Here is a 26,275-nt window from a genome sequence, read left to right as displayed (position 1 = left end):
TATAGATATAAAATAATTTTCTCCTTGTTAATCAAAAGTTAAATGATGATAATTTTGAACAAAAAATCTTCGTATAATAAGACCGAATAACAAAAAAGCCCCCAAAAGGGAGCTTCAATTAAATAGTAAAATATAACCTACTTTACAATAATTCTCTTCAGGTGTCCTTCCGAGGTTTTTACAAGATAAACTCCTGTAGAAAGGGTTGAAGTAGATATTGTTAAAGCATTTTTCTCTTTTCCGATCAGTTTTCCTGACATATCGTATAATTCGTAGTCCTGTTTTCTATTGAAATATAATGTATTTCCTTTGTTCACAGGATTTGGGAACACATTGAAAGTTGCTTTTTCTGAGGTTATTTCATCGGTTCCTAACGTAGGAGGAATAGCCACTTCATACATAGATAAGGTTCCGCTCAATTCATTGGCAATGATGACATACCCTTTATTGGTTGTGGTATTTTCAGGGGCGATATAAATAATTCCTTCAGGGCCGTTGTCGCCTCCATATGCTGAAGTTAAACGGGAATGTTTATAATCTGTAAAAGTAGGATTACCTGGATCTGTGATATTGTAGACCATTACTCCTCCTGTTCTTTCCAATGTGATGAAAGCATACGTTTGTCCGTTAATGACTCCCAACGCTACTCCTTCCGGCTCTGGGCCTTTTGCACGGCTTCTGCTTTTAACCGTGTTGGATTCATTATCAGCATTGAAAATTAAGGGGTGATTGGCTGCAATATATCTTTCAAACTGGTCTCCACTGTCATAAACCTGTTGTCTTGTATCCGCATTAAAGATGGAGAATGAACGTGCTCCCAAGGCTGCAATTTCCTCAAAATCTGCATCCCCATCAGTATTTCCGGTAGCTGATGATACCCTGAATCGTCCAAGATTATGTGAAGCTTTTAATAGGCTGGCATTAGGGAAAATAACAGGGTCTAATGTATAGTTGTTGGCACCTACCGTTGTTCTTTCACTATATCCGGAAAGATCCTTTTCATCTCCCTCATTGGCGGTTACGATATAATTGGTATTTCCAACCTTATAGTTTTGTATGGCATCAGGAATATAATAAGCTTTTACGGGCCAGTTGGCAATAAGAACCTCTCCATTATTGTCTGAAGCATCAAAACCGTTACCCGGAAGACTCATATCCTTTTTACCTAACCCCCAGATGCCGGCTATAGTCTTGGTCATAAGATCAACCTCAGCGATGGCATTATTTTCCTGAAGGGTAACCCATGCTTTTTTGCTGTCTGGATTTATCGTAACATATTCCGGTTCCAGATCCTGAGATAAAGTATTATTTGTTCTTACCTTTCTTAAGCCGGTAGCTGTTAAGGCAGCAACCTGAGAATCAAAGCTGTTAAAGTTTAAGGTGGTCACATCAGTTTGAGCAAGGTTGTTAATTCCTCCCGAAATATCAATAATACTGATCGTCCCTTCAGGATCTACAGTGTAAGCATCATTAGGCTCTCCTTCATTGGCTGTAACGATTTTTGTTCCGTCAGGAGTAAAAGTAATCATGTCCGGTAAAGCACCTACAGTAACCTGTTTCAGAAAGTTTCCGTTAATATCAAAGAAAACAACCGATCCATTTTGCTGCGGATTGGCATTAGGAGAAGCTGCCGCAATAATTCCATCTTTTACGGCAATACTTGTGATGCCTCCATAAGGTGCCATATTTACAGTTTTAATAACGGATGGTGTTGCAGGGCTGCTAAAATCAATAATATCAAAAACGTCTGTAATAGAACTGATGGTAAACAGTCGCTGCGTAGCCTTATCATGAACCACAATTTCCGTAGAGCTGTTATTATTTCCGGATGGATCAAAGCTTCCGATATAGTTCAATTGTATCTGATTGGATGGAACAGGAGCTGGTTTATCATTATCAACAATATAAACCGTTGCTGAATGATCCCCCGAAATTGTTGCTCCTGTTGGATTTTCAAGGCTTACCACAAAATATTCCGCTTTTTGTTCCTCCAATGTGTCATCGATAATAGGAATATTAACCGTATAACTTGTTGTAGACGAATTGATATTGATGGTTTGATTGGCTAAAGTAAAGTCATTACTGTCCGCAGTACTAAAGGGTGCAGGTTTCACAACTAAATTCACTGTCGCTGTTGAGGGATTGGCTACATTAATCTTAAAGGCCAGATTTCCTATATTTTCATTAACTTTTATAAAGTTTTTATCAAGAGAAATGGATGTTCCGGCAGTGGTAAACGTGCTTGAACTTATTGTAGCTACTGCATTGTCACTGAAATCTTCTACAGTATTGGGTTTAAGTGCAAGATAATAAGTTTGGCCCGAAATTAAGCCGGAAGTAGGGATTACAGTGATGACGTTATTACTGAAAGAGGTGGTAAAGGGAACTGGTGTACCTGTAGAACTCCCCAGACGAAGTTCAACAAGATTTTGTGCATTAGAATCGTTAATCGCAGAATTATCTATAAGTCTTACATTTTCATTAAAGGAAATAGTAGGATTTGCAGTAGTAGAGGCATTATTGGTATTGTTTGAGGGAAGATAGGTTGTGGTAGGCGGAGTGGTGTCAATACCTCCGGCAGGATTGGCGTCCACCGTAAAATTATCAAAACGATTATTACCTCCGGCTCCTCCTCCTGTTGCCGAGAATTCCACCCTTAATTTAAAGTTGGGATTATTGGAAACTCCGGCAACGGCAGAAAAATCAAAAGTAATTAATTGAGGATTGGCATCCTGCGGGGTAACCGTTTGATAGGGCACAAAAGTTGTTCCATCCGTGGTATAAGACCAGGATTGTGTTCCGGCACCCTGCGTTGATTTTCTGGTGGTAAACTTTACGACAACATTATTATATCCTGTGGTCGGCAAATTGAACTGTAATGCTCCGCCTATCGGATTGTTGAATCGTAAATGAGTTCCTGACGCATCGCCGTTTCTGGCATTTAAATTATCAATATTAAAATTTTGTCCGGTACCGTTGGCAAAATCTATCACACTTGTACCTCCTGCTATGGCTGCAAGGGAACCATTCGCCAACGTAGATGATGGTGTAGTGATGGAGGCTGAGGATGTATTATTGTTAAAATTCCAGTAATGAATCAGTGTCTGTCCGAAAAGTCCGCTCTGTAAAAAGAACGCAGCTATAACAGACCCTTTTAATAAGTAGTTGTTGATCATTTTTTACTTCAGTTAGATGAATACAAAAATGAACTTTATGTTTCGCAACTATTTTAATGGAATTTTAAGAAATGTTTAAAAAATAGGTTTGTTTCTGATAAAATATAAAATTACTGATAGACTCATGTATTTTTAGGATTCAGTTATTTTGCAGGCTTACCGGAAAAATTTAAAATTGCTCCTGATTTTCCACCTTCCAGGGGATGTTTCTGCATATAGAGAAATCCTGAAACGGCAGTCAGAAGTAAGAGTACAAAAATAACCAGAACAATTCTTTTTAACATGTCTCTCATATCGCTAAATTTTTAATATCTCGAATTTCTAAAGTTGAGGTAGGATATCCTTTATTCACAGCATTAATCATTGCTCTACCCACTTCGTGTAAAGTTAATGATTTTGACGGTAAAAAAATAGGAAAAATCCAAATAAAAGGTTTAAAAAACCATTTTACATTCAATTGGCCATCAACAGGTTTCATAAATCCGGGACGGAAATTGTAAGCGCCTCTGAAATTCATTTTTTTTAAGGCATTTTCAGTTCTGCCTTTTACTCTTGCCCACATCACCTTGCCACTTTCTGTACTGTCTGTGCTGGCCCCTGAAACATAGTTGAAAACCATTTCAGGATTTTGGTGTAGAACAACTTCGGCAAAATGTATGGTGGTATCGTAGGTAATTTTGGTGTAATCTTCTTCATTCATTCCTACGCTGCTTATTCCGGCACAAAAGAAGCAGGCGTTATAACCTTTTAGATTTTCATCATTGGAGTTAATGGATAAGAAATCAGAAACAAGGTATTCTTTAAGTTTAGGGTGCTTTTTTCCGGATGGTTTTCTGCTGATGCTAAGGATTTCAGAGATATTGGGATTCTCAAGACATTCCATTAAAACACCTTCGCCCACCATTCCTGTAGCCCCTGTAAGAATTATTTTGATTGGGTTCATTGTTTTGCTATTGATAATTGTAAGACGTTTGGTAAGGAGATTTTACTTTAAATTTTCATTAAAAAAGTAAATTCAATTCAATAGGAGCAAACTTCAGTCCGCTTTCACTATCATCTTTAAAAAGAAAACCGAACAATAGATTGTCCGGTTTTGAAATAATTATGTTTTTAAAATTATATTTTATGCTGTAACTGGCTGTAGATGTTCTGAATTAAACCATCTGCAACAGAAATCTTCGGAACAAATATTCTGTTGATATCCGACCAGAACATCACATTATTAAAAATATTCAAGGCATGTACCAATACATCAGCTCTATCTTCTCTAAGGCTATGCTTTGTCATTCTTTCCTCTACAGAAAGCTCGTTGAACTCTTTGTACACTTTTTTCAAATGAGAAGAGGACATGGGTTTTCCATCCTTGGTTTTACTCATAGAGAATACTTTATTGATATTTCCTCCTGACCCAATGGCTACAATTGGTTTTTTGCTGACAATATTTTCTTTGATTTCATCTTTCATCTCTTTCCAATTATCTTCGGTGACAAGATTGTTAAGAAGACGGATGGTTCCTATATTGAAAGATCTTTCGTACACCATTTTACCGTTTTCATAAAATGTAAGTTCGGTAGATCCACCTCCTACGTCAATGTATAAATAAGCAAAATCTTTGTCAAGTCCCTCTGCTACATGATTTTCATAAATAAGGGTGGCTTCTTCGTCTCCGGTGATAATTTCAATATTAATTCCGGAGGCTTCCTTTACCCTTTCTATGATTTCATTTCCGTTGGTGGCATCACGCATGGCACTGGTGGCACAGGCTCTGTAATGATCTACTTTATAGATTTTCATCAGATCACTGAATATCTTCATAGAATCAATGACCATTTTCTCTCTTTCTTCGCCGATCTTTCCGATGGTGAAGACATCCATTCCCAGTCTCAGAGGGATCCTCAGGAGATTGAGTTTAATGAATTCGGTTTTTTTATTATTTATTTTTACCTCATTAATCAGAAGTCTGGCTGCATTACTTCCTATGTCTATTGCTGCTATCTTCATTTTTTGCTCGTTTTAGCCTTTAAATATTTATAGGTTTCTATTTGTGAACGACATTCCTTTTTGTCGTTTCTTATGTACTCATTGCTTAGTTTTTTGTCCAGTATTCTTGCTTTTACATTATCCCTAAGCTGGATATCAAGAATATCCTTTAGTTCCTTTTTAAGATTTTTATCTGTGATCTTGGCAGCCGCTTCAATTCTGTAATCAAGGTTTCTGGTCATCCAGTCGGCAGAGGAAATATACATATCTTCCGCACCTTTATTATAGAAATACATTACCCTGGCATGTTCCAGATATTCATCCACGATGCTTATACCCTTAATTTTTTCCTTAAAATCTTTCTGGTTAATGACACAGTAGATTCCTCGTACAATCAATTTTACGATCACTCCGGCCTTGGCTGCATCGTATAGTTTTTCAATCAATAGTCTGTCACTTAAGGAATTGGCCTTTACGATAATTTCGGCTCTTCTTCCCCCTTTAGCCTCTTCAATTTCCTTGTCAATATGATGAACGATCTTCTCACGCATAAACTGCGGACAAACCATTAAATTTTTACAAGTTTTCAATACCGGAAGATAATCATCCTTTGGTTTTTTCAGTACATTGAATACTTTATTAATGTCTGCCATGATCCCGCGATCTGCAGTAAGGAGCAAGTGATCTCCATAGATTCTGGCGGTTTTTTCATTAAAATTTCCGGTACTTACAAACCCATACTGAATAGTCTTGTTATGTGCTCTTTTTTTAATGATACAAAGTTTGGCGTGAACTTTTTTGTTGGGAAGACCTACAAGAACAGTAATTCCCTCCGGTTCCAGCATATCTTTCCATTCCAGGTTGGACTCTTCATCAAATCTTGCCTGAAGTTCAAGCATTACAGTAACTTCCTTACCGTTTCTTGCTGCATAGATTAATGCATTGATAATCTTTGAACTGCTCGCCAGTCGATAAGCCGTGATTTGTATGGATTTTACATCCGGATCCATTGCTGCTTCACGTAGAAGGTCAATAACAGGATTGTATTTATGGTAAGGGAATGTAAGCAGTACATCTTCTTTTAAAATAACGTCTGTTACTCTTTCCCCATGTTCAAATGCCTGATGGGTAAAAGAAGTCCTTTCCACGGGTCGTGCATAGGTTTCAAAAACATCAGGAAAATCCATGAAATGTTTGAAATTATGAATTTTTCCCCCAGGAATAATACTGTCTTTTTTTGTTAAATTCAATTTTCGGATAAGAAGTTCCAGTAAGGCTTTATCCATATCCTTGTCAAAAACAAATCGGGTAGGTTTTCCCTTTCTTCGGTTTTTGAGTCCTTTTTCTATCTTTTCTGCAAAGTTGGTACGGATGTCATTATCCAGATCCAGTTCAGCATCTTTTGTTACTTTAAATGCATTTGCTGCAAATTCATCATACCCGAAATAAGAGAAAATATGGGGTAGGTTGAATGTAATTACATCTTCCAGAAGCATTACATTTTTTTCTTCAGGATCTTCAGTAGGCAGCAGTACAAATCTTCCTACGAAACGTGACGGAATTTCAATAATGGCGTAGTTACTGGAATACTGCCAGTCTTTTTTTCTCATGGCAACACCCAGATAGAGACTTTTATCTCTCATGTAGGGCATTGGGGTATTTTCGTGAAGAAGAATAGGAATTACGTTGGATTCCACTACCTCATCGAAATATCTTCTTACAAATTCCTTTTGATTTGCGGTTAGGTTTTTAGAATTTTTGATGAAGACCTTATGGTCAGCCATTTCAGCCTGAATATTTTTCCAGGTTTTGTCAAAATTCAACTGCTGCCTCATTACAATTTCATTGATTCTCTGAAGAATCTTGGAAGGAGGCTGATAAAAAGACTCTGCAATGACTTTTTCCTTAAAATCCATGGCACGCTTTAATCCGGCAACACGCACTCTGAAAAACTCATCCAGATTATTGGAGAAAATTCCAAGAAAGCGTATTCTTAAATGCAAGGGAACCTTTTCGTCCATGGCTTCCTGTAAAACCCTTTCATTAAAGGCAAGCCATGTAATATCTCGTGGATTAAAGTGTAATGACATTCTAAATGTATATATTTTATCAAAAATAATAATTCGTAAAGTTTCTGACTCTATTTATTAGGTTAAACTTTGATTAATTTTAACAATTCCGGAGCCTGTGTTATTTCAATGAACAGATCCCTTTATGAATGATGATAGCTCTGCAGCATCTTTTTTATTTCCTCTACTTTTTTATACATTTTGTTGAAGAAAATATATCTGGCTTTATTGTTGGAAGAAAGGAGTTCTGAGTTCTTCAAAATCAATTCAAGGCTTTTTTCATAGTTTCCGCAGACTCTCTCATCCAGTGTGTAATAATAGCTCAGAATATTGTAAGGTAAAAAGAGCATTTTCTGGTCAGAAAACCTTATAAATACACTATTATTCATAATCAGAAGATCATTCTGGTATAATTTGAGTGATCCTTTTTTCTCACTAATGACTTCTTCTTCTATTTGACTAAGCATCTCTGTAATTTCTTCACAAATCTTTTGAGCATTCTCCGTATTGATGAGTTCCAACTGATGAAAATAAATAATCTGCTCAAGAAGAGTATAAATGGTAACATTGCTCCATATTTCCGTGGAGTTTACATCATTGTAGACCTCAGATAAAAGAATGGCTTTCTGACTAATTTTTTCAGGAATTTCGAAGTCTTCGAAACTTATTCTCTGAGCAAAAAAAACAACATCCATAAGCTTTAGCCATGCATAGATTTTGAATTTTCTCAGATTCTCAAACCTCATAAAATAAAAAAGCGGAATATCCTTGGCAGCGTAGATAAACTCTACATCCGGGGTGTTTTTTACTTTTTGTAGGTTTCGGATGGAGGAGTCAAAGTACATTTCCAGATCGTCAATATTATAAATATCATGAATTTTGTTCAAAACAGCATTATTAGGTGCCGAGTTGTGAATCAAATCCAATGAAACCCCAAAATGAGAAGCCAGTGAAATGCCTTCATTAAGGGTGATATGGCTTCTTCCGCTGATTCTTCTGTAAGCTGTATCATTGGAAAGTGCCAGTTTGTCAATCATGATATCTACCAGGTTCTTTTTTCCTCCAGATTCCTTTAATAATAATTCAAAAAGGTTTTTCTGATAATTTTTCATGGTAATTAGTGTTTTTTTATCAAAAATATCTAAAAAAAACAAATAATGGTTAATTTTTAGACATTTAATCTTATTTATATCCCTGATCTATGATACATTGTCCTTTCGCAGCTGATTTGTTTTCTGGACTTTTGTAAATACTAAGATATTGTTTATGAGAAAAAATTTACTACTAATTCTTTTCTTATTGATTTCAATAGAGGGAATTAAATCACAGTCATTATCATTTGAGTATGATAGCGGAGGAAATCAAATCGTAAGACGATATTGTGCTTTATGCTTAATTGCAGATAAAAATGCACTCGTCGATGAACAGCTCGGTAAAAAGGAATTTCCTCCTCCAGAGTATCAGGTTAAAATTTACCCGAACCCAACGAAAGATAAGGCGACCCTTGTGTGGTCTCCTGAATTTGGTGCTATGATCCAAAAAGTGGAATATATAGCCTACAACTTTACCCAGTACCGGGAGCTTGCCTTTGATAAAAGAGAAAATAAAGTAGTATTGGACCTTTCGGATAAGCCGATAGGAATGTATGTGGTTGTTTTCCATTTGAATACCGGAGAAAAACTCACCTACAAGATTTTAAAACAATAACCCAAACTACCAACCATGAGAATCAAAATTTACTTTTTATTAGCTCTACTCTCAGTAGTGGGGCTATTGAATGGGCAGTCTGTAGGACAGACATCGGGTGAGTTATCAGTATCTCCAAATGGAGGTGCCAACTATACAATACCTATTGCCAATCTTCCAGGAATTAAGAATGTTGCTCCGAGTATTTCTTTGGCTTATTCCAGCCAGGCAGGAAATGGGGTTGCAGGATGGGGTTGGAATATTGGCGGAATATCCTCCATTACCAGAGTGGCTTCTACAAAGTTCCATGATGGAGTGATTGATGGAGTGAACTATAATGATACAGACAGGTTTGCCTTTGATGGGCAGCGATTACTTCTGAAATCCGGTACGTATGGTGCAGACGGCGCAGAATATCAGACAGAGCAGTATTCTAACGTTAAGATTGTTTCCCACGGAAATATTGCCAACGGGCCGGAATATTTTATGGTATACTATCCTGATGGTAAAACCACAAAATATGGAGGCGGAAGTGGCTTTCTGGGATCCAATAGTTATGAATGGAAGATCAATTATATTGAAGATGCCCAGCAAAACAGGATTAAATTTACATATGACAGCTTTAATAACTATATCTACGTTAAAACGATAGAATATGGTAATAATTCGTCGGTTAATCCTGATAACAGTCCCAATAAAATACAGTTTTATTACAAAGATGCTGCCCGCACAGATCAGGCCTATATTTATGGTGCTCGGGATATCTATTCGCACAGAAAACTGGATAAGGTAGAGGTTACGGGAAATGACCAGCTTTTCAGAAAATATCAATTGACTTATGACGTAACTTCATTAAATTATCAGAGACTTGTTGGAGTTCAGCAATATAACGGCAGTGGTGAAGCGGTAAAGCCTGTTATTTTTGAATATGATAATACAGAGAATGGGATCAGCAATAACTCCAAAACGATAACAGGGGTTTCTCCCGCCTATGACAGAAGCAATTGGCAGTATACTTCAGGATATTTTGATAGTGATAGCTCACTGGATTTTATGACTTATCCTAATTCCAGAGATCAGCTCTATAGATTCAATTCCAGCCAGTTGATAAATTCTACTTCCAATGTGGCAGGTGCGATGACTAGTGTTGAAAAGTTTAAGGAAATTTTTTCAACGAAATTAGTGCTGCCTAATAACAAGTTTTACAACCTTGATGCTGTTTCTACCATTGTAAATAATGACAGCGATCCTGTTACGAATGAGGAAGTGGTTAAAATAAATAATTATATTCCTAACTCAACTAATTCTCTTGATCTTTCGTTTATCAATTCTTATAGGTTTTCTACTATATTGAACCAGAGATGCATAGTTATTAATGGGAGTAATACCTATCGTTCTAAAATCCCAAAGGATTACTTAGTAGGTGATTTTGATGGAGATGGTGTTTCAGATATTTTGGCTGTGATTAGGCCTTATACTGTAGAACAGACCTATTATTGTGGACCAACCAAGAATAGTGATACAAATAGACCTCCTGCAGATTGTTGCTCACAGGATGTTACAATTAATATTTCTAGTTTTTACCTATTAAAATTGGATCCGAATAATTCTGCTGTTCAAAACCCGCTCATGTTGGGATCTAATGGGGTGATTACAGGAGAGTCTAGAATATATTCGGCAGATTTTGAAGGGGATGGTGTTTCAGATCTATATGTATTTAACCCTGGTCAATTATATGTATTTGGAACAAAAAACGGGACCTTTGTTCAAAAGGCATCTTATTCTCATAATCTGATTAAAAAAGATTTACCATGTTATCTGGCTGATTTTAATGGAGATGGAAAAACAGATGTTATTTTTCCTATAGATAATGCCAATACCAATTGGTTTGTTATCATCAGTTCCGGAGAATCATTTGCAGGAAATGTAAGAGATATAGGAACCAATTATTTCAAGCCTCAGATTCAAAACACCTGTTATCCGGGACCGTCAGGATCCAATATTTGTGGGCATATGCTTCAGACGTTCTATTATTCTTTTACAGATATAAATGGAGACGGAAAAGCGGATTTGTTTTACCATGACATTTTGACTCCTCATAATGTACCTGACTTTGGTACCAGTGCCAATGGAGCTTATCTGACTTATGGGGACAACTATAGTATCAGAGACAGGGGTGGTATTAAGTATAATATGGGAAGTAATCTAAACGGAATGCCTATTTTTTCATCCTATATAGACGGCTGGCAAAATAATTATACCTATGGAGGAGCCATTAATAAAGGGACACCTATATTTTTAAGTAATTCTAATATCACAAACCAGAATCTGGATTATGCATTTTTCGGTGGGGATAAAATAAAATATGTCTCATTCAAAAAAGACAACCGTAAAGATGTTACCCTAAAGAGAATTAAAGAAAATGATCTGATAACAGATATTTCATATGATGCGGCCATAGATACAGGAAGTGGTTCCGGTACCTATACAGCAGATAATTCTGAGCAGTATCCTTATATCAACCTTAATATTGCTCCCTCTATAAAACTTGTGAAAAAAGTTGAGAAAAGCTTTAATGGAGAAACCAAAATACAGGAATACAGATATAAAGGAATTGTAATGAACATGGAAGGCTTAGGCCTTGTAGGTTTGAAAGGGGTAGCTACATCATCCGTATATGGAGGAACTGTAACACAACCTTTTTGGACAGTTTCTTTACAGGATTCGCAGAAAAGAGGAGCGGTGAAAGAAACGTATCTCAATTCAAGTCCCGATTTTAACTCTCCGGGTACCTTTGTTTCGAAAACCATTAACAGTTATACAACTTCCTTGCTACCGAACAAGGTTTTTGTGAATCTGCCATCACAGGTACAACAAATTGATAACTTGGCAGGAACTACTATCAATCAGTATTACGACCTCTATGATTCCTATAATAATCCTAAAAAAACAAGAACAGTAGCCAACGGCGGCGAAAAAACAACTTTGGTAGATTATGAAGATAATCCATCAGGAACCGGAAGTCAGTACTATGTGGGAAGGCCGGTGAAAAAGGTTGAAACACAGGTATTGGGTAACGACTCTTTTTCTACGGAGTTACTTTTTACTTATGCCAACGGACTCCTTACGCAGAATAGGAAAAAAGGAAACAATACCGATTATATCACTGAAGATTTTATATATGATGTATTTGGAAATAATATTCAGAAAACTCTTTCTACCAACGGTATTACACCAAGAGTTGAAAAGGTTCAGTATGATACTTCTGGCAGATTTGCAATTAAGACTATTGATATTTTAGGGGCATCCTCTCTATTTACCTATGATTCTAATTTTGGAACATTAATTTCCAGAACAAATAATCTCAATCAAACCGTATCCTATGTTTATGATACCTGGCAGAGAAAAGCACAGGAAAAGGATATTTATAATAATGTTACTCAATATTTTTACGAGTGGCTTACTTCAGGAGATTTTATTAATGGAACAAAGCTTAGGGTAGTTGATGCCACGGGAGCAATAAAGGAAACATTTACAGATAATTGGGGACGAACACGTGTTGAAAAGGCATTATCTCTTAATGATAAATGGATAGAAAAAAGAACAGATTATGATGTTCTAGATAGGCCATACAAGGTGAGTGAGCCTTACTTCTCCACAACTTCACCAAGTAAATGGACCATCACTGAATATGATGTATATGGAAGAGTGGTCAAGAGCAGCTTACCCACCGGAAAAATTATTATCTCTTCTTACAATGCATTAACGGCAACAGTTACAGATGGACAACAAACACAATCCGTCACTAAAGACGAGTGGGGTAATAAAATTAAAATGAATGATAATGGGGGTACCATTAACTATACTTATTATGCCAATGGAGCACTGAAATCATCAAACTATGCAGGGCATGTTGTAAATATAGAGCAAGATGGATGGGGAAGAAAAACAAAAATGTCCGATCCTTCTGTGGGAGGAGATTACACCTATTTATACGATGGTTTGGGGCAGCTTCTGAAAGAGGAAAACCCTAAAGGCAAAACAATATATGCCTATGATCAGTATGGAAGAGTTGCCAAAAAAGATGTTATAGGGGATAATACAGATATAAAAATTGTCTATAATTATAATGCCCAGGGACTTCTGGATTCAGAAACTGGAACTTCTAACGGGGTAAATAATTCCTATACCTATCAATATGATAACTATTACCGAGTAGCCCAAAGTGAAGAGAATAACGGAACAGCGATCTTCAAAAAATATTTTATCTATGATGGTTTTGGAAGAGTAAAAAGAGAAACTAAGCACACCATCTATGGTACACTTTCCAGCGAAGTGGCGATGGAAAATGTGTATGCTTCTTGTGGGATGCTGACAGGAATTAATGATCCCAACGGAAATGTACTCTGGAAATTAAGCAGTATCAACGAAAAAGGACAGGTGATTTCTGCCAATTTTGGTAACGGAACAGATATCGCCAATTCCTATGATGCCAATTATTTCTTAAAAGGAGTAAGACATAAGAATAGCTCCGGTTTGATTCTCTCCAATGAGTATACATTTGAAGGAAATACAGGATTATTGAAAAAAAGAAATAATGCAGCAATCACCAATGGTTGGCAGGAAAGCTTTGAATACGATAATATGCAGCAGTTAATCTCCTGGAAGAATCCTAACGGGATTCAATCACAAACTTATGATACCTATGGAAGAATCAATACCAATAGCGAAGTTGGAGATTATAAATATACAGATGGTAACAGGTATGCAAAAAAAGGGATTAATCTGAATCCTATCGGGGATGCTTATTATAAGGTAAACCAACTGCAGACCATTTCATATAATGCCTACAAAAATCCTGTAAGTATTATGCAGGATGGAGATGAAATGGCCAAATTCACCTACAATATTCATCAGACAAGAGCATCTTCAGAATATAATTATAACAGTTATTTCACATATTATGCAAAGAACAAACTTTATTCTGATGATAATACAGTGGAAATTATTGAGAATCGCTTCCCGGGAAGAGCCCCTGCTCAATTTATAAAAACAAGGATTATTACATATATCGCAGGAGATCCTTATTCAGCTCCCGTTATTCATGTCAAAGATTTTGACATATATGATGAATACCTGAGTGAGGGAATTCACTATATTCACAGAGATTACCAGGGAACTATCTTAGCCATTTCCGGCAAGGATGGGAAAGCTGAAGAAAGAAGACAATTTGATCCTTGGGGAAATCTGACATATCTGGAAAAGGATGGGAAGAAAATAGATTTCAAAAAAGGAGCAGCAGATCTGTTTATTGAAAGAGGGTACACAGGACATGAACATTTTATGCAGGTCGGGCTTATTCATATGAATGGAAGAATGTATGATCCTAAGCTGCATACTTTCCTATCTGTGGATAATAATATACAGGATCCCTTTAATACACAGAATTATAATAGATTCGGGTATGTACTGAATAATCCATTGATGTATATGGATCCTAGTGGAGAAATTATTTGGGCTTTGGTAATTGCCGGTGCAATTATAGGAGCTGCCACTGGTGCGGTAAGCTATATAGGGCAAGCCATACAAACTGGAGACTGGAGTTGGGGTAAATTTGGAATGTCTATCTTGGGCGGAGCAATTCAAGGGGCCATTATGGGAGCCATAGGAGTGCCGTCGGGCTCCTGGGGACAGCAGCTGACATCAGCATTTATAGGTTCCTTTATGCCGAGCTTTAGCATGAACCTGGGAGGGGGATTTAGTTTTTCCATATCGCCATCCATTGCTTTTGGACAAGGTGTCAGTGCTGGTTTCAACTTTAGTTTATCCTATAAAAACGGAGATTTCGGAATGTCTTTCGGATATGGAGTTACCTATCAAACCTCACATGCAGGAAGCGGCTTGAGCGGTTGGGAGTACAGAACCTCTGTAATGGCAGGAACACTGGGAACCGAAGGGAATCTTGGAATGATGGTGGGTACCAATATATGGAGCGGTTTACATGCTCAACAGACAGGAATTGTAAAACTGGTAAGCGGAGATTTCTCCCTGAGCTATGAAAATGATGGAAGCCCGTTTGATAAATTAGGTAAAGGAATTCTAGGCGATGGTAATGACAGATATAGAACGGCAGCTATGTCTTTAAGTATTGGAGATTTTCATGCAGGGTTTAATCTTTTCACAGGATCAAGAATGAAAGATACCTACGAAGAAAATGATTACAACGCAAAAAATTATTTAAATGATTATGCAGAAATGAGAAAATTCGGAAAAGATGATTATTTAGGTGGAGCTTATGGAGAAAAATATACCCATGGCTTGGTTGTAGAAACAGGACCTAAATACCGACTAGGTGCAGCCTACATTGGATGGGGTAATTACAGAGTTGGCGTAAACTCGGAGTGGGTAAGGCATGCCATTCAAAATGTAGCCGCTCACCGCTGGATTTCTCCACAGCCAGCATTTCAAATGATGTCAAATTCCTGGTTGCCTTATTTCCAATATCAAACAATAAATCAATTTACATCATGGTAAAACATAAAAAATATATGATTTTTTTAACTTTTTTTTCGTTCTTCTCACAAGCGGGCTGCCAAAAGATAGACCGTGTTCAGAACAAACTGTTAAAAGAAGTCGAAAATTTTAATGTTAAAGATTTTCCAGAGATAGCATTTGATAAGACATACATATTAGAAGGAATGTATATAGCAAAAGGAAAATTTGGAATTGTTCCTCCCAAGCTTGAGACACAGAGAGGTTCTGATAGTAAACACTACGACGATTTTTTAGTTTTTAATAGCAATGGAAGAGTTGATAAATTTTATGCTGAAAATATCAAAGCAGCTAAATTATTGATCAGTAAACAACCCTCAAATACCATTTATGGCATATTGGCTAAGAAAAAGGAGGAATGGGTTATTAAAACTATTCAAGCCTATAAAATGGGAGGGTATGGTACCTACAATCAACATGTAAAAGCTATTGATCATAAAGTATATGTTCAGAGTGATGGATATTGCTCAGTTTATTTACCTACTGAATAATAAGCGAATCATTTTGACATGATAGAAACTGACAAGAATATGAAAACCCGTAGTTTTAATTCAGGATGTTCAGAGAGTATGCCATTTGATCTTGGATATCACTAGGCCACATATTCTAAAACATGGAGAGCAGAATAATATGTAAATTATGATTCCATAGTATGAAAAAATTTCCATATTAATGAATGTAAAACCTCGATTAAATCGAGGTTTTATTTTTGTTGTGTCATTTTGTCACTATTTTTTAAATGGTACAGATGTTGTGAAATAGAGAGTGTAAATAAAATTAAAAATAGAAAAAATATAAAATATTATGAGTAAAATAATTGGAATTGACTTAGGAACAACCAACTCTTGTGTTGCTGTAATGGAGGGGAAAGACCCTGTTGTTATTCCTAACGCAGAAGGGAAAAGAACAACTCCTTCTATCGTAGCATTTACAGAGGATGGAGAAAGAAAAGTAGGAGATCCTGCAAAAAGACAGGCTGTAACGAATCCAAAGAAAACAGTATACTCTATCAAAAGATTTATCGGAACTCACTTTAAAGAAGATGCAAAGGAAATCTCAAGAGTACCATACGAAGTAGTAAGCGGACCAAACGATACAGTAAAAGTAAAAATCGACGACAGAGAATATACTCCACAGGAAATTTCTGCAATGACGCTTCAGAAAATGAAGAAAACTGCTGAAGATTATCTTGGACAAGAAGTAACAAGAGCAGTAATTACTGTTCCTGCATACTTCAACGATGCACAAAGACAAGCGACTAAAGAAGCTGGTGAAATTGCAGGTCTTAAAGTAGAAAGAATTATCAACGAGCCTACAGCTGCAGCGTTAGCTTACGGTCTTGATAAGAGCCACAAAGATCAAAAAATCGCAGTATATGACCTTGGTGGTGGTACTTTTGATATCTCTATCCTTGATTTAGGAGATGGTGTATTTGAAGTATTGGCTACAAACGGTGATACGCACTTAGGAGGTGATGACTTTGATGATGTAATCATCAACTGGATGGCTGACGAGTTTAAAGCTGAAGAAGGAGTAGAATTAAAAACAGATGCTATCGCTCTTCAAAGATTAAAAGAAGCTGCTGAAAAAGCAAAAATCGAGTTATCTTCTTCTCCACAGACTGAAATCAACTTACCTTATATCACAGCTACAGCTACAGGTCCTAAACACTTAGTGAAGACTTTAACTAAAGCTAAATTCGAACAATTATCTGCTGATCTTGTAAGAAGATCTATGGAGCCGGTTGCTAAAGCATTAAAAGATGCAGGTTTATCAACTTCTGATATCGATGAGGTAATCTTGGTAGGAGGTTCTACAAGAATTCCTATTATTCAGGAAGAAGTAGAAAAATTCTTCGGTAAAAAACCATCTAAAGGAGTTAACCCGGATGAGGTTGTAGCTATTGGTGCAGCTATTCAGGGAGGTGTATTAACAGGAGACGTAAAAGACGTATTACTTCTAGACGTTACCCCACTTTCTTTAGGAATCGAAACGATGGGTTCTGTATTCACAAAACTAATTGATGCAAACACTACCATCCCAACTAAAAAATCTGAGGTATTCTCTACAGCTTCTGACAACCAGCCGGCTGTAAGCATCAGAGTAGGACAGGGTGAAAGAGCAATGTTCAACGATAACAAGGAAATCGGTAGATTTGATCTTCAGGATATTCCACCAGCACCAAGAGGAGTTCCTCAAATTGAAGTAACTTTCGATATTGATGCTAACGGTATCCTAAGTGTATCTGCTAAAGATAAAGGAACTGGTAAAGAGCAGACTATCAAAATCCAGGCTTCTTCAGGTCTTTCTGACGAAGAAATCGAAAGAATGAAAAAAGAAGCTCAGGAAAATTCTGCAGCTGATGCGAAGAGAAAAGAAGAAGTTGAAATCTTCAACAAAGCTGATGGATTGATCTTCCAGACTGAAAAGCAATTAAAAGAATTCGGTGAGAAACTTTCTGCTGACAAAAAAGCAGCCATTGAAACAGCTCACGCTGAATTGAAAACAGCTTTCGAAGCTAAAAATTCTGATGATATTAAAGCTAAAACTGAGGCATTAGATGCAGCATGGATGGCAGCTTCTGAAGAATTGTATGCAGCGGGTCAACAACCTGGTGCTGATGCTGGAGCTCAAAATGCTGGAGGTAGCAATGCCGGAGCAGAAGACGTACAGGATGCAGACTTCGAAGAAGTAAAATAAGTAACAATTATCATCGATTAATATCGATTGAAATAAATTAGCAAATCGCTGTAAATGTAATGTTTACAGCGATTTTTTTTGTTTTAAGAATTTTTATTATTGGTTGATTTTAATCAATTTTTGTTGTATTTTTGTCTCCTATTTGTACCGCATCTTAGTTACGGACAATGTGGCTCTTATCGTGTCTTAATTGTACTAATGCATATTCTTAAATTTAAATGAGTTGAATTATGGGCTTCAGTAATCTTAAAATACCGAAACTTTGTGAATTTTGTCAGAAGCCATTTGAAGCAAAAACTGTTGCCACCAGATTTTGTAGTAAGTATTGCTCGGAAAAATTAGGAAAAAGGCAAAAACAATTGGCAAAAGAAATCGAAGCAAAAAAGACACTGTTAGAAAACTCAGTTTCTAAAATTGCTGAATTGCAAACACGACCTTATATATCTGTGAGTGAAGCGGAAATGCTTTTTGGGATTTCAAAAAACACGATTCATAGATTAATTAAAAGTAAAAAAATACCTGCCATCAATTTGGGCGAGCGACTCACTCGTGTAAGCAAAATTGATATAGAACAAATGTTTACAGCAGTTGAAATGCCAGCTAAGTCAGAGGAAATTCCTGAGAAACCCAATTTTGAAGTTGGTAATTGTTATACAATTTCTGAAATTGGTTCAAAATTCTACGCTGATCCAGGAACTGTAACAAACCTAATTAAAAGAAACAAAATTCCGACAAAGAAAGTTGGGAGTTTCGTTTATGTCCCTAAAAATCTAATTGATAAAATTTTTGAAGGAAAATGAAAGAATTATTGAAAACTAAAGTTACAGTAAGACTGCGAAAAGCCGAGTTCCGAAAAGAATGGTTTATTTATTTGGAAAGTTATCCTGTAATGGTTCCCGGAAAAGATTGCGCTCAAAGGATTCGGGAATACTTGAACCGAAGCGTAACCACCGTAGATTTTGATAAGAAGAGACCTGCAAGAACAACGCAAGAATCCGTTTCATTTAAACCTAAAAGAGATGACAATGGTATTATCGTTTGCAAAAGCGAAAATGATCGGGAGACAATGTTCTATGCAGATTCTCTGCGAAAATTACGTCAAAAGGAATATGATAATATAGAACTCTACAGTGAGCTTGAAGCAATAAAGGCTGAAGAAAAAGAAAGGTCTCAGGAGGATTTTGTCAGATATTTTGATTTGCTAGTCACTAAGAGGCATAAAAACAGTTCTAAATCTATACAAATAAATTGGTATCGCTCCATTAAATTTCTCAAAGATTTTGGAGGTGAAAAAATTATGTTTTCACAGATCAATACAAAATTCTGTGATAAATTTAAATCATATCTTCTGACTGCAAAAAGTGGAAATAATAAGGAAAATACTATTTCTCAGAATACCGCTTCAACTTATTTTTCTGTTTTCAAAGCCGCATTGAAAGAAGCTTTTATTGATGGTTTCTTTACCTCTGACATTTCTTCAAAAATAAAAGCGATTCCGCACGAGGAATCGAGACGAGAATATTTAACACTTGATGAGCTTAATACTTTAGTTGAAACGCCGTGCGAACTTGAAGTTCTTAAAAGAGCTGCACTTTTTTCAGCATTAACAGGATTGCGTCATTCCGATATTCAAAAACTAACGTGGAAAGAAATAACAATTGAAAATGAGCAGGCAAAAATAAACTTCACTCAAAAAAAGACCAAAGGTGTAGAATATATGCCGATTTCTCAGCAAGCATTGCAGCTGTGTGGTGAAATTGGTCTTCCGCTTGAGTTGGTATTTAAAAATTTGACCAATCCAGCTTGGATTTCTCGACCACTTAAAAAGTGGATTGAAAATGCAGGAATTACCAAAAAAATAACTTTTCACAATTTTAGACATACTTTTGCTACTCTACAACTTTCAAGTGGAACTGATATTTACACAGTAAGTAAAATGCTCGGTCATACGAACGTAAAAACTACGCAGGTTTATGCAAAAGTTGTTGATGAGAAAAAAAATAAGGCTGCACAGGCGATACAGCTCAATTCTTTGAAAAAATAATTTCAATAAAAAATTATGAATATCAAATTCTTAGATTCTGTTTTGAAATATTTTACCGTTATCATTTGTTGCGCAGTGGTTGGTCTTTTTGTACAAGAAGTTTATTCTAAAAACAATCCCCATATTTCTGGCAACATCGTTTTTTGGATTGCTTCTGGTAGCGCATTTATAGTGTATGCCATCATCATTGTTCTTTTAAATGAAATTCTTCCGAAACTAAATATCGGCAAATTTTTCAAGAATAAAAACTCTCTTAATGAGGCAATACAAAATGAAGTGAAAACAAAAAATAACTTCTCCGATACGCTTCCAGAAAAATATGATATGGATGTTCTTCGGAATATGCAAAAGGAAAAAAAGCTTCATAATGATAATGTGAAACTGCAAGTTGCGCTAGAATATACCCGGAATCAATTTGCACTATATGTGACAGATGAAGGTCTTGATGCACTTTGTAATGCCGTAAGTTTGTATTCGAAAAAAGAAGAGATTCCTAATGATATTTCTGTCCACACCAAAGGATTAACTAATCTAGACCTTTATCATTTCGGTTGGAATATTTGGAATTATTTTAAACCAATAAAACAGGAAGGAATTTCAAAATTATTAAAAACTGTTTTCGTTTCGCTTGATGATATTGATTTAGATAGTATCAAGTCACATTTGAAAGATGAACCCAAAAAAGGTAATATCAAAATTCAAGAAGACTTGACATACTACCAACGAACATAAAAAATTACAAAATGAAGTGTATGTTTAGTGATTCCTCTGTGATTGCGTATTTATAGCAATCACAGAGGAATCACTTTTTTTCTTTGCACCATAACAATCAAAAACAATAGTTATGGATAGCAATGACATTTCATTTGAAAACCTGCCAAGAGCAGTTGCGCATCTGGTTAGCGAAATAGCCGAAATTAAATTTCTGGTAGAAAGGAAAGAAGCTCCGATAATTCCCGTAAAAAGAATTCCGATTGATATTGCAGAAGCTTGCCAAATTATAGGTAAGGCAAAACCTACTGTATATACTCTTGTGCGGAAAAGATTGATTCCTTGTTACAAAAATGGCAAGAAACTTTACTTTTTTGAGGACGAACTATTGGATTGGATTTCTAAAGGAAAGAAGAAAACACTACAAGAAATTCAATCTGAAGCGGAAGCAAATTTTAGAAAAAATTCGAGAAAGGCAAATGTGGATTCTAACCAAAATCTACAAAGATGAGCCAAAAAATTCCTTACATCCGAGTTGGAACCACCTATTATAAAGTGATAGAAAAGCCATTAATTTCTGGCGATAAAACTTCAGTTTTGGTTCGTTGGAATCGAGAAACAATCGTGAGCGATCACGGAAAAATGTATGTTTCAAGTGTTCCAAAATTTGATGGTTTCTGTTGCATTCCGGAGCATCTAAATTATAAGCAAATCGTTCAGGGTTTCTATAATATTTACAATGAAATTCCATTTGCTCCTTCATCAGAAAAGGAAAATTTAAAAAATAATATTCCATTTTCTTTAAATTTTGTAGCGCACATTTTCGGTGAACAACTGGAAATGGGTTTGGATTATTTGAAAATTCTCCTGCAATTTCCAACACAAATTCTACCGATTCTATGTTTGGTGTCCAAAGAAAGAGCAACCGGGAAATCAACTTTTATAAAGTGGCTGAGAGAGATTTTCGGGTTGAATATGACCTACATCAAAGGCGATTCGTTCGGAAGTCAATTCAACAGCGATTGGGCAGCAATGTTATTAGTAGCAATCGATGAAGTTTTTTTCGACAAAAAGGAAATCACCGAAAGATTGAAATATCTATCAACAACTAATAAAGATAAACTCGAAGCCAAAGGTAAAGACAGAGAAGAAATCGATTTTTTCGCCAAGTTTATTCTTTGTTCCAATAACGAAGAGAATTTTATTCAAATCGATGAAAACGAAATCCGATTTTGGATTTTGAAAATCAATCCGATCAAAACGGAAAACACCGAGTTTTTGAATAACCTCATTTCCGAAATCCCCTATTTTCTGCGGTATTTAATAGAAAGACCATTTTCAACAGAAAAGAAAACACGAATGTGGTTTTCCGCCGATGAGATCAGAACAAAAGCACTTCAGAAACTAGTTTTCAAAAACAACAATAAGCTCGAATCTAAGATCATTGAATTGCTTTACGAGTTTTTCGAAAGCAATAATGATGAAGAAATAAATGTCGTTCCGCAAGACTTGCTGAATATGATAATTAGAATGTTTCGACTTACTTATTGGACGAGAAATGATATTCGAAATCTTTTAAAGGAAACTTGGAACTTGAATCCACAAAATAATGGTTTGACTTACATCCGATACGACCTTGATTTTGCAGGAATTTTCTATCAAAACAATTCAGTTGGTCGCTATTTCACCATAAAAAAAGATTTTATTCTTAATAAACGTGTTGAAATGTTGAATTGATTGCTAATGAAAAGAAAATCAAACACTTTGAACTCAACAAACTACTCAACAAACTTTTAAACTTCAATTTTTGTTGAATATTTGTTGAGGGTAAAACCTCTAGTTTGTTGAATTGTTGAGCATTTGTTGAGTGGTTAAATATTATTAAATCAATAGGTTACAAATTTTTCTCAACAACTCAACAAAAAATATCTCACCCAAAACAAGGAAAATTTACAGCTATGAATTGCAAACAATTAAATACAATCCCGTTGGAAGAAGTCCTCCTTTCTCTCGGACACCTTCCAACTAAACAAAATGAAAAAGAAGCTTGGTATCTCAATCCTTTCGCCAACGAATCCCAAGCCTCTTTTAAAATTAATAAAAGTCTAAACTATTGGTACTTATTTTCAGAAGGGGTTAGCGGAACTAACGTAGATCTGTTGAAAAAATATCTGAACAAAACTACAAGTGAAATTTTAATTTGGGCAGAAGATCAGAACTTTTCTTCTTTTCAAAAGCAAATTATTCCTAATCAGAAGTTTCAAGACCTAAGAAAAAATTATGAGATTCTTGACTCAAAAGAGATTAAGCATCCAGCCCTTTTAGAATACTTAAATGAAAGAAAAGTTGCGAATCAAACTGAATTTTTAAAGGAAATCCATTATCAGATGAATGACAAAAACTACTTCGGAATTGGTTTCAAGAACGATTCAGGCGGTTATGAAATTCGTAATAAATATTCTAAAATTTGCTTAGGTAAAAAAGACATCACTAGTATAGAGAGCGACTCAAATTCACTTCGAATTTTCGAAGGCGTTTTCGATTTTCTTTCCTTTAAAAATGTAGAAATCTTTTTAGAAAAAAGACCTTCCGATTACATCATTTTGAATTCAGTTTCGATGATTTCTAATATTAAGAATTCACTCAAAGATTACGAGAATATTGAACTTTATTTTGACAATGATGAAGCTGGAAATCGTGCAGTTGAAATGATTAAAAGTGAAAATAAAAACTCAGAAGATTGTCGGGTTTTGTATTCAGATTTTAAAGACCTGAATGATTGGTTGATTCATAAAAATCCATCCAATGAAAGACAGGTAAAGCTTAGAAGAAGGTGAGTGAAATAACACAAGGTTGTCTTTTAAATACCTGAGTAAAATAGATACAGGTATTCAGAGACTAACCTTGGTAAAATAAACATAGGTAAAATACGGTGGGTAGTTAGTGCAAAAAGTACCCAAAGTTTACAATAAGCGTACCCGCTGATTGCAAAATTGGGATTTTTGATTTCTTCCTATCGTCAGAAATGTTTTTTAAATACTTTTAAATTAATGAAATGGAAAAAGATTTTTTACAAGAATTTATAAACCAAGCCACCAAAGAAAATGAAGCAAAGATTGCTCGGGAAAATAGAAAAAAATATTTTCAGGATTTGGGCAGAAAAGGTGGTTTGAAAACTAAAGAAAACAAAAAAATGGATAAAGTAATTTCAATCAGAATGACCAATGCTGAATATGATATTTTAGTTCAAAATCAAGAAAAATATCCGCTAAAATTGTCCACGTATATCCGGAATGTTTTATTAGAAAAAGAGCTAAAAATTAATGAATTTCAAACTGATGAAGTGTTACTTCAATATGGAATGTATTTCAAAAAAATAACCAATCTTTTGCGAAATCGGGAATGGAATGTTTTTGAAAATAAGAAAGAAATTTTATTGAGAATTGAAAATCTTATCGAATTAATTCATCAATATTTATATTCTAAAACTCAGAAAAATGAATAATTCCGCAACTACAAGAGCTATATCAAAAATCGCTTTGGAATATAATGGAAACGACAAAGGAACAGCGGAGATGGTGGCTTCGAATTATCTTCTAAGCAATACTTCTGAAGGTCAGTTTAACGAAATGAAAACCGTAGCTGAGCGAAATCCTAAAGTGAAGAAATGGGCATTGACAGGCTACATTTCTCAACCGGACGAAATTGGCAGAAAATTGAAAGATGAAGAACTCGCAGAAATTGCGACCAGAGCTTTAGGAAAAATTGGAGTTACAAACAAAAATCAGTACCGATTGGATATTCACAACAGTACGAAACATAAGCATATTCATTTTGTAGTAAACAGAATTGATATTTCGGGGAAGTGCACCGTGAAAGCACACGATATCGGAAAGAAATTTGGTGAAGCTGTCAGAGAAGTTTGCAAAGAGAAAGGATTATTGACCGATGTCGAAATTGGAATTCAGAAAAAAGAACAAATGCTGAAAAGCTTAACCGAAGTTATTAGGTCAGAAGATAATTTTGATAATCTGATTGTAGCAATGAAGAAAAGAGGTTTTGAAATTCAATTGTCTTCAAATATCAAAGACGGAATTTCGGGAATGCGAATTGTGATGCAAAAAGACAAAAATCATCAAACAAAAAGAATTTATAAAGCGGGATATAAATTGTCTGAAATTTCAAATCAATTGAAAATTTCTGAAATAAAATCTGTGTTTGAAATGAAAAGAGTCGTCAGGGAAGCACAAAAACACGCTGACAATTTAAAGGAATTTCGGGAAAATCTACAGCAAAAAGGATTTTCTGTAAAGATCCAATATAAAGGAGAATTTAAAGCCGGTAAAAAAAATGAAATTCAAGACTTCTGGATAAATAAAATTGATAGTAGTCAAGAGAAAAACGGATTCTTCTTCCGGAAAAATGTCGGGTTCTCTCTGTCGGCAATAGATTCTGATCTTGGTGATGCGGTAAAAGCATTGAGTCAGAATGGTGTCATAAATTATGCAAGTAGTCATCTAAAATCAGAAATTAATGAAAGCCTAATAGAAATTGCAAGAGGGTTACTAAGTGACTTTCTTAATCCGACCTATGTTACTCAGGACGAAGACGAACTCTGGAAAAAGAAGCGAAAATTTAGAAGGTAATTAATAATTAAAAAAATAAATATGGAAAATGAAAATAAAGAATCTAAAAGTAACGGAATGGAAATTTTAGAAAATGTCATCAAATCAAATATGGAGAATATTGAACAAAATATTAAACTTCAATTTGCCATTGAAAACCATACTACGCTGTTAAACGAGATACAAATGAGTTTGCAAGAGATACATTCAATCTATGATGATGCAGTTCGATTTTCAAAATTAGAGGAAGCCAAGAGAACTGAATTTCTTGCCAGTATTCCTACTCAGATAGAGACAGTTCTCTCAAAAGAAACTAAAGATGATTTGAAAGGTTTTGGAAAGGATATAAAATGGAAGAAGATATTTATTTGGAGCGGAATTGGAGTTTTTGTCTTTTCAGTTTTAGTATTTATCGCCTCAATCAACTTCTCTACCAATTGGTACAGAGAAAGCATCAAAGCGAAAAGTGAACTACGTCAAGATATTTTAAATGAAATTGCTGATGAAGGAAAAAATATCTACGATGAAAATGAGATTAAAATCTTGAGCGAAAATACTCAAATAATGCAGTCATGGATTAAGAGTAATCCAAAGAAAGCAGAAGATTTTTTGAGGTTTAAAGATGGATTTGAAGCGAGTATGAAATCAAAATAATTTAATAGAACGTGGATAGTGAATCCAAATAAATCTTAAGAAATATAGTTCTAAAAATGCTGATTCTTTCAAAAAACA

General features: G+C 35.4%; 19 protein-coding genes. 13 read left to right on the top strand and 6 right to left on the bottom strand.

The window, feature by feature from the left end:
• Positions 1–137 precede the first annotated feature (137 nt).
• The 6 genes from SCA31_RS17425 to SCA31_RS17400 form a co-directional block, all read right to left on the bottom strand.
• The gene (locus SCA31_RS17425; protein WP_410698255.1) at positions 138–3,176 is read right to left on the bottom strand and encodes a choice-of-anchor I family protein; all 3,039 of its coding nucleotides are present in this window, start codon (positions 3,174–3,176) and stop codon (positions 138–140) included.
• A gap of 143 nt (positions 3,177–3,319) precedes the next feature.
• Positions 3,320–3,469 (bottom strand): hypothetical protein, encoded by a 150-nt coding sequence (locus SCA31_RS17420; RefSeq protein ID WP_410698253.1) that lies wholly within the window; start codon positions 3,467–3,469, stop codon positions 3,320–3,322.
• Entirely contained in the window at positions 3,466–4,119 is a 654-nt protein-coding gene (locus SCA31_RS17415) for an NAD-dependent epimerase/dehydratase family protein (RefSeq protein ID WP_410698251.1), read from the bottom strand. Before SCA31_RS17415 ends, SCA31_RS17420 begins: the two co-directional genes overlap by 4 nt.
• 173 nt (positions 4,120–4,292) lie before the next feature.
• Positions 4,293–5,177 carry an exopolyphosphatase gene (locus SCA31_RS17410; protein ID WP_410698249.1) on the bottom strand — a complete coding sequence of 295 codons (885 nt, stop codon included), beginning with the start codon at positions 5,175–5,177 and terminating at the stop codon, positions 4,293–4,295.
• Complete coding sequence (ppk1, locus tag SCA31_RS17405; protein WP_410698247.1) at positions 5,174–7,246, bottom strand: polyphosphate kinase 1; 2,073 nt, start codon at positions 7,244–7,246, stop codon at positions 5,174–5,176. Before ppk1 ends, SCA31_RS17410 begins: the two co-directional genes overlap by 4 nt.
• A gap of 122 nt (positions 7,247–7,368) precedes the next feature.
• Positions 7,369–8,337 (bottom strand): hypothetical protein, encoded by a 969-nt coding sequence (locus SCA31_RS17400; RefSeq protein WP_410698245.1) that lies wholly within the window; start codon positions 8,335–8,337, stop codon positions 7,369–7,371.
• A 154-nt stretch (positions 8,338–8,491) separates the two neighbouring features.
• On the opposite strand from SCA31_RS17400, the gene SCA31_RS17395 reads away from it, so the two are divergent.
• The 13 genes from SCA31_RS17395 to SCA31_RS17335 all read left to right on the top strand — a co-directional run bounded on the left by SCA31_RS17395 (position 8,492) and on the right by SCA31_RS17335 (position 26,197).
• Positions 8,492–8,932 (top strand): T9SS type A sorting domain-containing protein, encoded by a 441-nt coding sequence (locus tag SCA31_RS17395; protein ID WP_109618941.1) that lies wholly within the window; start codon positions 8,492–8,494, stop codon positions 8,930–8,932.
• A gap of 15 nt (positions 8,933–8,947) precedes the next feature.
• A complete protein-coding gene (locus SCA31_RS17390; RefSeq protein ID WP_410698243.1) occupies positions 8,948–15,445 on the top strand; it encodes a polymorphic toxin type 23 domain-containing protein in 6,498 nt (2,165 codons plus the stop codon).
• Positions 15,439–15,954, top strand: coding sequence for a hypothetical protein (locus SCA31_RS17385; protein WP_410698241.1), 516 nt, complete (start codon positions 15,439–15,441; stop codon positions 15,952–15,954). Before SCA31_RS17390 ends, SCA31_RS17385 begins: the two co-directional genes overlap by 7 nt.
• A gap of 313 nt (positions 15,955–16,267) precedes the next feature.
• The gene (gene dnaK / locus SCA31_RS17380) at positions 16,268–18,163 is read left to right on the top strand and encodes a molecular chaperone DnaK (protein WP_106914974.1); all 1,896 of its coding nucleotides are present in this window, start codon (positions 16,268–16,270) and stop codon (positions 18,161–18,163) included.
• 230 nt (positions 18,164–18,393) lie between these two features.
• Positions 18,394–18,963 carry a helix-turn-helix transcriptional regulator gene (locus SCA31_RS17375; protein WP_410698239.1) on the top strand — a complete coding sequence of 190 codons (570 nt, stop codon included), beginning with the start codon at positions 18,394–18,396 and terminating at the stop codon, positions 18,961–18,963.
• Positions 18,960–20,207, top strand: a complete 1,248-nt coding sequence (locus tag SCA31_RS17370) for a tyrosine-type recombinase/integrase (RefSeq protein ID WP_410698237.1) — start codon at positions 18,960–18,962, stop codon at positions 20,205–20,207. The genes SCA31_RS17375 and SCA31_RS17370 overlap by 4 nt, the downstream gene beginning before the upstream one ends.
• A 15-nt stretch (positions 20,208–20,222) precedes the next feature.
• Positions 20,223–20,939, top strand: a complete 717-nt coding sequence (locus tag SCA31_RS17365; RefSeq protein ID WP_410698235.1) for a hypothetical protein — start codon at positions 20,223–20,225, stop codon at positions 20,937–20,939.
• A 112-nt stretch (positions 20,940–21,051) separates the two neighbouring features.
• Positions 21,052–21,429, top strand: a complete 378-nt coding sequence (locus tag SCA31_RS17360; protein ID WP_410698233.1) for a helix-turn-helix domain-containing protein — start codon at positions 21,052–21,054, stop codon at positions 21,427–21,429.
• The gene (locus SCA31_RS17355; RefSeq protein ID WP_410698232.1) at positions 21,426–22,655 is read left to right on the top strand and encodes a primase-helicase family protein; all 1,230 of its coding nucleotides are present in this window, start codon (positions 21,426–21,428) and stop codon (positions 22,653–22,655) included. The genes SCA31_RS17360 and SCA31_RS17355 overlap by 4 nt, the downstream gene beginning before the upstream one ends.
• 221 nt (positions 22,656–22,876) lie before the next feature.
• Positions 22,877–23,755 carry a toprim domain-containing protein gene (locus SCA31_RS17350; RefSeq protein ID WP_410698231.1) on the top strand — a complete coding sequence of 293 codons (879 nt, stop codon included), beginning with the start codon at positions 22,877–22,879 and terminating at the stop codon, positions 23,753–23,755.
• 218 nt (positions 23,756–23,973) lie between these two features.
• Positions 23,974–24,423 carry a plasmid mobilization protein gene (locus tag SCA31_RS17345; protein ID WP_410698230.1) on the top strand — a complete coding sequence of 150 codons (450 nt, stop codon included), beginning with the start codon at positions 23,974–23,976 and terminating at the stop codon, positions 24,421–24,423.
• Positions 24,416–25,564: a relaxase/mobilization nuclease domain-containing protein gene (locus SCA31_RS17340; RefSeq protein WP_410698229.1), complete on the top strand. Its 1,149-nt coding sequence runs from the start codon at positions 24,416–24,418 to the stop codon at positions 25,562–25,564. Before SCA31_RS17345 ends, SCA31_RS17340 begins: the two co-directional genes overlap by 8 nt.
• Positions 25,565–25,585: 21 nt before the next feature.
• Positions 25,586–26,197, top strand: coding sequence for a hypothetical protein (locus SCA31_RS17335; RefSeq protein WP_410698227.1), 612 nt, complete (start codon positions 25,586–25,588; stop codon positions 26,195–26,197).
• The last annotated feature ends 78 nt before the right edge of the window (positions 26,198–26,275 follow it).

Origin of the sequence: Chryseobacterium sp. SIMBA_028, assembly GCF_046535285.1 — a bacterium.
Classification (GTDB): domain Bacteria; phylum Bacteroidota; class Bacteroidia; order Flavobacteriales; family Weeksellaceae; genus Chryseobacterium.
Note: the sequence above shows the minus strand (reverse complement) of the source record. Positions and strands in the feature narration are given on the sequence as shown.